The sequence below is a fragment of the uncultured Rikenella sp. genome, assembly GCF_948810725.1.
Lineage (GTDB): Bacteria > Bacteroidota > Bacteroidia > Bacteroidales > Rikenellaceae > Rikenella.
In genome coordinates, this window is sequence record NZ_CAQIVA010000001.1 from 40,235 (window position 1) to 49,942 (window position 9,708).

9 protein-coding genes, 1 tRNA gene and 1 pseudogene are annotated in these 9,708 nt (G+C 52.6%); 5 read left to right on the forward strand and 6 right to left on the reverse strand.

Annotated elements, in window-relative coordinates:
- Nucleotides 1-17: 17 nt before the first annotated feature.
- Nucleotides 18-461 carry a PepSY-like domain-containing protein gene (locus Q9S52_RS00200; RefSeq protein ID WP_297628443.1) on the reverse strand — a complete coding sequence of 148 codons (444 nt, stop codon included), beginning with the start codon at nt 459-461 and terminating at the stop codon, nt 18-20.
- 93 nt (nt 462-554) lie between these two features.
- Complete coding sequence (locus tag Q9S52_RS00205; RefSeq protein WP_304707988.1) at nt 555-1,451, reverse strand: AraC family transcriptional regulator; 897 nt, start codon at nt 1,449-1,451, stop codon at nt 555-557.
- A 150-nt stretch (nt 1,452-1,601) separates the two neighbouring features.
- Between Q9S52_RS00205 and Q9S52_RS00210 the strand changes: the two genes are divergently transcribed.
- Together Q9S52_RS00210 and Q9S52_RS00215 are read left to right on the forward strand one after the other, a co-directional pair.
- Entirely contained in the window at nt 1,602-2,441 is an 840-nt protein-coding gene (locus Q9S52_RS00210) for a carboxymuconolactone decarboxylase family protein (RefSeq protein WP_370648977.1), read from the forward strand.
- Nucleotides 2,438-2,932 carry a flavodoxin gene (locus Q9S52_RS00215; protein WP_297628439.1) on the forward strand — a complete coding sequence of 165 codons (495 nt, stop codon included), beginning with the start codon at nt 2,438-2,440 and terminating at the stop codon, nt 2,930-2,932. Before Q9S52_RS00210 ends, Q9S52_RS00215 begins: the two co-directional genes overlap by 4 nt.
- Nucleotides 2,933-3,040: 108 nt before the next feature.
- Here Q9S52_RS00215 and htpG read toward each other — a convergent pair whose 3' ends face one another.
- The 3 genes from htpG to Q9S52_RS00230 form a co-directional block, all read right to left on the reverse strand.
- Nucleotides 3,041-5,116: a molecular chaperone HtpG gene (gene htpG / locus Q9S52_RS00220; protein WP_304707515.1), complete on the reverse strand. Its 2,076-nt coding sequence runs from the start codon at nt 5,114-5,116 to the stop codon at nt 3,041-3,043.
- Between the two features lie 115 nt (nt 5,117-5,231).
- Nucleotides 5,232-6,233, reverse strand: a complete 1,002-nt coding sequence (locus Q9S52_RS00225; RefSeq protein WP_297628435.1) for an adenosine kinase — start codon at nt 6,231-6,233, stop codon at nt 5,232-5,234.
- Nucleotides 6,234-6,245: 12 nt separating this feature from the next.
- Entirely contained in the window at nt 6,246-6,860 is a 615-nt protein-coding gene (locus Q9S52_RS00230) for a M15 family metallopeptidase (RefSeq protein ID WP_304707517.1), read from the reverse strand.
- Nucleotides 6,861-6,968: 108 nt separating this feature from the next.
- Between Q9S52_RS00230 and Q9S52_RS00235 the strand changes: the two genes are divergently transcribed.
- A tRNA-Pro gene (locus Q9S52_RS00235) sits at nt 6,969-7,043 on the forward strand.
- 210 nt (nt 7,044-7,253) lie between these two features.
- Here Q9S52_RS00235 and Q9S52_RS00240 read toward each other — a convergent pair.
- Nucleotides 7,254-7,754: pseudogene (locus tag Q9S52_RS00240) on the reverse strand (DUF418 domain-containing protein).
- 187 nt (nt 7,755-7,941) lie between these two features.
- On the opposite strand from Q9S52_RS00240, the gene Q9S52_RS00245 reads away from it, so the two are divergent.
- Together Q9S52_RS00245 and Q9S52_RS00250 are read left to right on the forward strand one after the other, a co-directional pair.
- Complete coding sequence (locus Q9S52_RS00245) at nt 7,942-8,487, forward strand: DUF262 domain-containing protein (RefSeq protein ID WP_304707519.1); 546 nt, start codon at nt 7,942-7,944, stop codon at nt 8,485-8,487.
- Between the two features lie 34 nt (nt 8,488-8,521).
- A complete protein-coding gene (locus Q9S52_RS00250) occupies nt 8,522-9,685 on the forward strand; it encodes a DUF1524 domain-containing protein (protein WP_304707521.1) in 1,164 nt (387 codons plus the stop codon).
- The last annotated feature ends 23 nt before the right edge of the window (nt 9,686-9,708 follow it).

The window sequence follows — 9,708 nt, forward strand, 5'->3', positions numbered from 1 at the left end:
TTTATGAGAAGATGGGGTTATCGCTCTTCCCGGATAAAGACTCCTTCGGTGGTGTAATACAGCTCCAGTCCGTTGCCGATCCCGATTTCATAGCCGCCCAACTCTTTCTCGATCTCATGTACGCGGGCCTCCGGATAGCGTCCGGCCAGGTCGTTGAGAATCGCCTGCGGAACGATCTCGTCGGGTACGATTCCGAACGGGCGGTCGATGTGCTGCCATTCGCCGGCGGCATTGAAATCGATCTCCGTACCGTCGGTCAGACGTACTTCGTAGGAGACGATGCCGTTATCTTTCTCTTGCCGGGTCCGGTTGACGGTCTGATCCGGGAAGTAGTTGCCGATGAATTGGCGGGCCGTTTGCGGCAATTTGTCGAAGGCGATGTTCTTTTCGTCGTCGCAGCTTTGAAGGCCGATCAAGGCGCCGAACAGTAGCAGACAGAGGGTTACGATACGTTTTTTCATGGTGATATGTTTGTTGGTTTAAAAATACATAGCAAATTTCGGGCCAAAATGCGTATTTTCCCAGATTGTCGGTCGATTGAGTCGGAAGGATTTTCAACCGACCGAGCGGTATTCGTTGGGTGTCATGCCGGTCAGCCGTTTGAACATCCGGCTCAGGTGTTGCGGATGCTGGAATCCGAGCTCGTAGGCGATCTGGCTCATCGTCTTGCCGGACGAGAGCAGCAGCTCTTTCACCCGATCGATCAACCTATCCTGGATGTGTTCCGACGCGGTTTTGCCGGTCAGCTTCCGGATCAGGTCGCCGAAATAGTTGGGGGACAAACAAACTTTGTCGGCAAAATACCTGACTGAAGGGAGTCCTTCGTGTTGCGGTGCATCGGTGTCGAAGTATCCGTCCAACAGCTGTTCGAAACGGGCGATTACGTCGTTGTTCACCTCGCTGCGTGTCGCGAACTGGCGGTCGTAGAAGCGCATGCAGTAGTCGAGCAGCACGCCGATGTGGGCTGTGATAAGCCGCCGGCTGTGTTTGTCGAACGGGAGGTCGAGTTCGCGGTCGATTTTCCGCATGGTGTCGAGAATCGTCTGTCGCTCCTCTTCCGAGAGGTGCAGGGCTTCGTTGGCGGCGTACGAGAAGAAGGAGTACCGCTTGATCTCCTGTCCGAGCGCGGTGCCGCGAATCAGGTCGGGGTGGAAAAGCAAGCCGTAAGCCGAGGGGCGTGCTCCCGGTATGCGGGTCACTTCGGCTACCTGTCCCGGCGCGAAGCAGATGATCGTGCCGTCCTGATAATCATAGGTTTGTCGCCCGTATTGGATGTTTCCGCACTTCACCTGTTTCAGGAAAAGGGCGTAGATGCCGTAGCTGAATCGGAGAGGATCGGGCCATTGCGTGGTTTGCGAGAGATCGACCACCGACACCAACGGATGCCGTGTCTTCAGACCGAAACATTGGTTGTAGGCCTCTATCGTGTCGATTTTCGTCGTCTCTTTCATGGCGTTCCGGATGAATTTCTTCAAAATTAACACGAATTTCTGATATGCTGTGGTGCGAAACCGGAATCGGGGTAAGAGGAACCGGATTTCGGATAAAAACGCGGGGGAAACAAGTGGGTAATTTTGCCTGTCGTGAAAACACAGCAGGGAATGAAAAGGAGAATCTTCAAGGCGCTGATAATCGCATGCGCCGCAAACAGTTCAATCGTTATGGCACAGGAAAAAATTACGCAAACTGCCGGACATACTCAATTGGGGGAGTTCGCACCCAAATTCGCGGAGCTCAACGACGATGTTCTCTTCGGGGAAGTATGGAATCGGCCGGGACTCAGCCCGCACGACCGCAGTCTGGCGACGGTGGCGGCGCTGGTCGGTAAAGGGGTGATCGATTCGTCGCTGGAGCATCACCTGCGGTTCGCTAAGGCGAACGGTGTTACGCGTACCGAAATCTCGGAGATGCTGACACATATCGCTTTTTATGCCGGATGGCCCGACGTCTGGGGAGCGTTCCGGCTCGCTAAGGAGGTCTGGGCCGACGCAACGGCCGACGAAGATGCCAAGGCAGCCTTCCAACGCGAAATGATCTTTCCGATCGGCGAACCGAACACGGCCTATGCGCAGTATTTCACGGGTAATAGCTATCTCGCCCGCATTTCGACCGACCGGATTCCGTTTGCGAATGTGACTTTCGAGCCGCGTTGCCGCAACAATTGGCACATCCATCGCGCCTCCGAGGGCGGCGGGCAGATGCTCATTGGCGTGGCCGGACGGGGATGGTATCAGGAGGAGGGAAAACCTGCCGTAGAGATTCTTCCCGGCACGGTCGTTCACATTCCGGCAGGTGTGAAACATTGGCACGGAGCGGCGGCCGACAGTTGGTTCGCGCATCTGGCTTTCGAGATTCCCGGCGAGAATCTCTCCAACGAGTGGCTCGAACCGGTAACCGATGCGGAATATGAATCGACTCGAACGGACGAAATAATAGGATGAAACGATTTATTTTAACTTTAATCAGCTTTTTTGTTATGACGGTTGTCGGACACAATGCGGTGGGAAAGACGCTCGTCGTTTATTTCTCGGCTACGGGCACGACGGCCCGCGCGGCACAACGGATCGCCCGGGAGAGGGATGCCGATCTGTATGAGATTCGGCCTGCAAAGGCCTATACGTCGGCCGATCTGGACTGGCGGAATGCGCGGTCGCGCAGCTCGGTGGAGATGAACGATCCGAAGGCGAGACCGGCTATCGCGCTCCCTGCGGCTGACGTGGCGGAGTATGAGGTGATTTATCTCGGTTATCCGATTTGGTGGGATATGGCGCCGCGGGTGGTCGAGACATTTATCGAGAGCCACGATTTGAGCGGCAAAACGATTATTCCGTTCGCCACGTCGGGGAGCAGCGGGATCGCCAACAGTGTCTCGGTGTTGCGGAAGAGGTATCTCGGTTTGAATTGGCAGGCGGGACGGCTGATGAATCGCTGACCGCTTCCGTTCTGTCCGAATGGCGGGTAAAGACACGAGGGGGCGTCCATCAATGGACGCCCCCTCCCGTATCGCTTGGATGTACCAAGGTGTCAAATAGGCACTGTTCTAATCAACCGGTTGGCCGGCCTTGCCGACCACTTCCACGCTCCGGCGGATAAACTTCGTCAGCGCCTCTCCCTTCAGCATCCCGTTGGTCAGCAGAGCCAGATCGACCAGCTGCCCGACGATCATATTCTGAGAACCGGCATTCCGCAGAATCTCCTTGCGTTGTCCCTCGATCTCGCCGATTTTGGTTTCGATCGAAGCCCGCTTGTCTTTTTCCTCCTGCGAAATCTCCTCCTCTTTCTTGTCTTTGAGCAGTGCATTCAGAGCTGTCTTTTCTTCCTCCGCCGCCTTGAGGTTCTTGTCCAGCGGGGCCAAAGCTTCGCCGGTCGCATTCTGCGTCTCGCCCAGCACCTCGATCACCAGCGGATGGTTGCCGTTCACCACGACGTTATAGCTGTCCGGCAGCTCGCCGTAGAAACTGTACATACCGCCGCCGATTTTCGACATGTCTTTCATCCGGCGCATGAATTCGCCCTGCGTAATGACGATCGGCGCGGCAGCCGGATCCATCGCCTCGAATTGAACGTTGAAGTGGCTCTTTTCGTCGGTCGGCAGCTGCGATTCGAAGACCGGCGTCAGCAACTGCTGTTGAGCCGTCGTCAGCGCCATCGCCAACTGCTCCTCCTTTTCGATCAGTTTTTCGACCGTATCGGCATCGACGCGCGTAAATCGCCAGTCGCTGTGCTTGTTTTCGAGGAAACCGATGAAGTGCGCCTCCAACGGACTGTCCATTACCAGCACGTCGTATCCCTTGCCCCGCGCCGCTTCGATAAAGCTGTGCTGCGCCACCGGATCGTTGCTGTACAGGTGGACGATCTTGCCGTTCTTGTCCGTCTGGCTGCCCTTGATGACCTCGGCATATTCGTCGAGCGTGAAATATTTCCCCTCCGTATTCTTCAGCAGGGTGAACTCTCCGGCCCGTTCGCCGAATTTCTCTTCGCTGACGATCCCGTACTGGATGAAGAGCTTCAGGTCGTCCCACTTTGCCTCATAGTCCTGCCGCCCGTTTTTGAACAGGTCGGCCAGCCGATCGGCTACCTTTTTGGTGATGTAACCCGAGATTTTCTTCACGTTGCTGTCGCTCTGCAAGTAGCTCCGCGACACGTTGAGCGGAATGTCCGGCGAGTCGATCACCCCGTGCAGCAGGGTGAGGAAGTCCGGCACGATCCCCTCTACCGAGTCGGTCACATAGACCTGGTTCGAGTAGAGCTGGATCTTGTTCTTCTGCACCTCGAAGTTGTTCTTGATCTTCGGGAAGTAGAGAATCCCGGTCAGGTTGAAGGGATAATCGACATTCAGGTGGATGTGGAACAGCGGGTCTTCCGCCATCGGATAGAGCTTGCGGTAGAATTCGTCGTACTGCTCCGCCGTAATCTCCGTCGGTTTCTGCATCCACAGCGGATGGGTGTCGTTGATGATGTTGTCCCGATCCGTGTCGACCTGTTTGCCATCCTTCCACTCCTGCACCTTGCCGAAAGCGATCGGCACCGGCAGGAACGAGCAATATTTCTTCAGCAACGCTTCGATCCGGGCCCGTTCGGCGAATTCGCTGCTGTCGTCGGAGAGGTAGAGTACGATCTCTGTCCCTCGCTCCGCCTTTTCGGCCGGTTCGAGCGTATAGTTCGGCGTGCCGTCGCACGTCCACTTCACCGCCTGTGCCCCCTCTTTATACGACTTGGTGATGACCTCGACCTTCGACGCCACCATAAAAGCGGAGTAGAACCCCAGACCGAAATGTCCGATAATCCCGCTCTGGTTTTCGTACTTCTTCATGAACTCCTCGGCCCCCGAGAAGGCGATCTGGTTGATGTATTTGTCGACCTCCTCTTCGGTCATTCCGATCCCGTGATCCGAGACGGTCAGTTTTTTGCCCTTGTCGTCCAACTCCACACGGATCGTCAGGTCGCCCAACTCGCCGTTGAACTCGCCCATCGAGCTCAGCGCCTTGAGTTTGGTCGTGGCGTCGACGGCATTGGAAATCAGCTCGCGCAGGAAGATCTCGTGATCGGAATAGAGAAATTTTTTGATAATCGGAAAAATGTTCTCGGTCGTCACACCGATTTTACCTTGTTGCATATCGTGATATTGGTTTTTGATTACGAATCCTTTGAAAATCGCCGTCCGGCTTCGTACAACTCTTGTGCCAAGCCCCGAAATGGCAGGTCCGTCGGACAAACTGTCAGGCCGGGTGTCATCCCACGACCCGTTCGCCCGCCTCGATCCGCTCCACCCACGGTCGAATCCCGGCCCAGGTCTCGGCCGGCAGATCGGCTCCGATCACTTCGATACTTTTGCTCGACACCACCGCGCCCAGCTCGCCGCACTGCCGGAGCGACAGACCGCGCGTCCAACCGTGCAGAAAAGCAGCGGCATAGAGATCGCCGGCCCCGGTCTTATCCACCGGGTGCGCCTCGATGATGCCGATCCGGCAGCGTTCCGAGCCCCGGGCGATCCACGACCCTTCGGGCCCGACTTTGACCACGACCGTTCCGCACCGTCCTGCCAGCTGTTCGAGCGCCTGCTTCGGCACGTCGGTGTCGGTCAGCGCAGCCGCCTCGTCCTCGTTGGCAAACAACAGGTCGACATACCGATCGATCAGCCGGTCGGCAAACTGCCGGAACTCCCGAATCACGGTAAAGCTGGCGGCATCCAGTGCCACGAGGAGCCCTGCTTCGCGTGCCGCCCGCATGGCGGGTTCGATCACGTCGGGCGAGTTGAGCAGATAGCCTTCGACAAAAAAGACTTCCCGACCCTGTAAATATCGACTTGCCAGATGTCGGGTGTCGACCTCCAGTGCCGCTCCCAGATAGGTCAGCATGGTGCGTTCGCCGTCCGGCAGAATCAGCGAAATGCACTTTCCGGAAGGAGTCCCTTCGGAAACGCCGACCAACGATTCGACTCCCTTTGCCTGCTGGCATCGACAGAAAGCCTCACCGGTCGCATCGCGACCGACATGGCCGATAAAAGCGCTCCGCGACCCGAGCATAGCCGCTCCGGCCACCATATTCGCGGCCGAACCGCCCGCCGCCAGTTTCCTCGGCAACGAAGCGATCCGCTCCATCAGGCGGTGATGCTGTTTGTTGTCGATCAGATACATACCGCCCCGTTCGACGCCGAGGTCGTGCAGGATGGTTTCGTCGGGAATCTGAACCAGGATGTCGGTCAGCGCGTTCCCCATTCCTATAATTGCCATTCAGGTAAAAAGTTACGGTTTTTCGAAGTGCATACGGTCTTTCACGGAGGCCCACCTGCCGCCCCATTGCCATCCGAGTCGGCGAAAGAGCCGCACGACTGCCGATGTGTCGCTCAGTGTCCCGGGTGTCTTCAAATCATAGTCTCCTCCGGCCGGAATGATTCGTCCGTTGCGCAGCAGGGCGGGGTTCTGGTAGGGATTGATATCGATCGCCCGGCCGTAGGAGTGGGCGGAGAGCTGTCGGGTTTTGAACGTGGCTTTGGGTCGGTAATGAAATCCGTATGTGTTGTTCAGGGTGTCCATCGAGGTGCCGTTGTTCGGTCGGTTGAAGCGGACGGGGATAACGCTTTCGACAGGAAAGCGGGAGGCTTTCACGGTCCGGAAAATCTGCCGCACGTCATTGACAAGCTCTCGGTGTACGACGATCTGCCCTCGGTGCAACCGCCGGTCGAACGAATAGTATTCGACGTCTACCAACGCGAGTGTCCGGCGAATACTATCCGGTGCTGTCGTACCGGCCAGCGCCTGGTCGAGGGTCTGTCGCGAATCGACGATCACGCTGTCGGCCGGTTCGGCCACGGTGCAGGTCAGGGCTAGCAGCACGGCAAGCAACATGGTTCTAAGCAAAAACGGGTTAAGGAGGATTTTCGGCTAAAGATAGAGTTTTTTCGCGGTGCGGCGATTTTAATTTTTGATAATTGCGAAAATGGTGTACTTTTGTGGTCGGTTTATGAGCGGGGTGTAGCTCAGCCCGGTTAGAGTACTCGTCTGGGGGGCGAGTGGTCGCAAGTTCGAATCTTGTCACCCCGACACCGACAAAAAGCCTTGAAAATCATCAAGATTATGATTGATTTTCAAGGCTTTTTCTTTATCTAAAATCCCTCTGTTTTGCTTGGAACATGGGAATTGGCATTTGGAGTAATTTTGAAGAAATGTCTGAAAACCAAGATGGCTTTGGTTAATTCTACCTTGGCCTCTCCCCCAAAATGGTACTTGTTCATTAAAATGGTCTGCAATTCGCTATTTGCAGGCTCTGATCCATGTCAGCCGGTGCCACAATGCCTCCAGGGGGCCTTGTTTGTGTCGCGAAAGCCACCAGCGATAGAATCACACCTGCAACACTGCTATGCCGAATCCGATCAGCAGGCTCACTGCGTAGCCGCAATTAGGGAGCCCAATAGAGTCCGAACGGGAAGTAGATCAATGCCCCGACAATCGACTGCGTGATGTAGTTCGTCAGGCTCATCCGTCCGTAAAACCGCAGTGCTGTCGTCCGCCTCCGGAAAGATTCCTTGCGGTAAACAGGGCGAAAATCGCGTAGGCTTTCCCTGCAAAAAGCGAAAAAGTGATGCTGAAGATTCCTTGATTCAGGACATCGATCCATCCGGGTTATTCGGCGAGATAGACCGGAAAAATAAAGTGTTCGACACTGTGGATCAGCAGAATGGCCATTACGGAAAAACCGCGCAGAGCATCGCTCGCTTCGATTTGAGGTGTCTTGGTCAGAAGAGTGGTTGGCATGGAAAATCGGTTTGGGTCTCGAGACGCAAGATAGGGAAAACCGCTGGATTATAGCGGTGATGTCTTTTGAGTACATCTCTCCGGATAATGAAAAGAGTGGCTTTTTTATGTAATCGCATGTGAGGATACCATGAAATACTCATTAATTTTGTTGCGACGTAACGGATTTTATTTTGCATAATTAAACATGGCAAACTTAAATATTGAACAGAAAAAGGTAAAAAGCCTATTTCAAGAATCGAAATACAATTTTCTCATTCCGGATTACCAGCGCCCGTATGCCTGGGGAGAGGTGGAGTGCAAAACCTTGTGGGATGATTTGTTCTCTTTCTCATTTCCCAATGACGACTGTGATCAGTTTGTTGATGATGAGGAGTATTTTCTGGGTCCGATCGTGACGTTTAAGAATAAGAATCAGATGGAGGTAATTGATGGTCAACAACGTTTGACCACGCTTATGCTCCTTTTGAGGGCTTTCTATAATAAACTCGGCAGCATGAAAGATCCTCGTTCACAACGAATGAAAGAAGATATTGAAAAATGTATTTGGCGGGCTAACGAATTTGGCGAGTTTGAGACATCGGCCTTGAAAATCAATTCACAGGTTGCGACCGATGAAGATAAAGAAGAATTTATCTCGATATTGAAAGATGGGCAAGGTATCGGCAAGAAAAGTCGTTATGCCAAGAACTTTAATTTTTTTGTTGAGAAAATAGATATTTTTTTTGAATAATTATCCGTCGTATTTCGCCTAGTTTCCTGCGCGTGTGCTGAATAATTGCGTACTTTTACCTATAGAAGTTGAATCTCAAAATACAGCATTGAGAATTTTTTCAACCCTGAACGACAGAGGTAAGCCGCTTTCGGATGCGGATATTTTTAAAGCCCAACTCTATAAATATTATTCATCATTGGGGAAGAAAGATGAGTTTATAGAGACCTGGAAAATATTGGATAAAATCGCAAGTGAAGTATTTCATCCGATTTATGGTACACCGTTGGATGAATTGTTTACCAGGTATATGTACTATGAACGTGCGCGGGCAGAGGTAAAATCATCAACTACCGAGGCATTGCGTAAGTTCTATGAAGGGGATGGCAGTTATCCCCTCCTGCATCAGCCTAAGACGTTGAATAATTTGGTGAGTCTTGCCAGATTTTGGCAGGATATTAATAATCAGGATACGGAGCGTTTTTCTGATCAGGTTTTAAAACGTTTATTTGTGCTGAGTTATGCACCCAATGGGATGTGGACTTATATTACGTCTGTGTATTTCATGCACTGTCGTAATGAAAACGATGAGGTGGAAGAGGGAGCATTCTGTCGTTTTTTGGATTGTATAACGGCTTTTATATGGGCATATGCTATCACCAACCCGGGGGTAAACTCTCTCCGCACTCCGGTGTATGCCGAAATGGTAAAGATAATCAAAGGGGAAGAGGTTACATTCAATGATTTTAAGTTCTCTGAAGAACGTTATCGGGCCCAAGTGGCAAACTATGCATTCAGTAATAGTCGTGCCATTACGAAATCGATGATTACCTGGTGGGCGTTTCAGCACGACAAACAGTCTGTGTTGTCATTAGAAACCCGTTTTGATATTGAACATATTTATGCACGTAATAGACAAGACAAGGAGCGAGGGTTGTCGAATCCTCAAAGTGTAGAGATGCTTGGTAATAAATCCTTGCTTGAAAAACGGGTGAATATCCGGGCTGCCGATTATCGTTTTACGGACAAAGTTAAGTATTACCAGGGATTTACTACTGCTAATGGGCAGCAAAAGATAGGCACTCAGGTTATCGAGTTGTTGGATATAAGTAATTTGTGTAATGATTTTGTAGAAGCGGATATTTTAGAAAGAAACTCAAAAATTATCGATTCTTTTGTGGGTTTTCTTAGGGGAAATAATTTATTATTGGATGAATAATTGAATCGCTGGTAATCACCACT

Excerpts from the sequence above, each read along its gene's own strand:
- Q9S52_RS00210 (WP_370648977.1), top strand. The coding sequence starts at position 1,602 with ATGAAAAGGAGAATCTTCAAGGCGCTGATAATCGCATGCGCCGCAAAC.
- Q9S52_RS00200 (WP_297628443.1), bottom strand. The coding sequence starts at position 461 with ATGAAAAAACGTATCGTAACCCTCTGTCTGCTACTGTTCGGCGCCTTG.
- Q9S52_RS00225 (WP_297628435.1), bottom strand. The coding sequence starts at position 6,233 with ATGGCAATTATAGGAATGGGGAACGCGCTGACCGACATCCTGGTTCAG.
- Q9S52_RS00245 (WP_304707519.1), top strand. The coding sequence starts at position 7,942 with ATGGCAAACTTAAATATTGAACAGAAAAAGGTAAAAAGCCTATTTCAA.
- htpG (WP_304707515.1), bottom strand. The coding sequence starts at position 5,116 with ATGCAACAAGGTAAAATCGGTGTGACGACCGAGAACATTTTTCCGATT.
- Q9S52_RS00205 (WP_304707988.1), bottom strand. The coding sequence starts at position 1,451 with ATGAAAGAGACGACGAAAATCGACACGATAGAGGCCTACAACCAATGT.
- Q9S52_RS00215 (WP_297628439.1), top strand. The coding sequence starts at position 2,438 with ATGAAACGATTTATTTTAACTTTAATCAGCTTTTTTGTTATGACGGTT.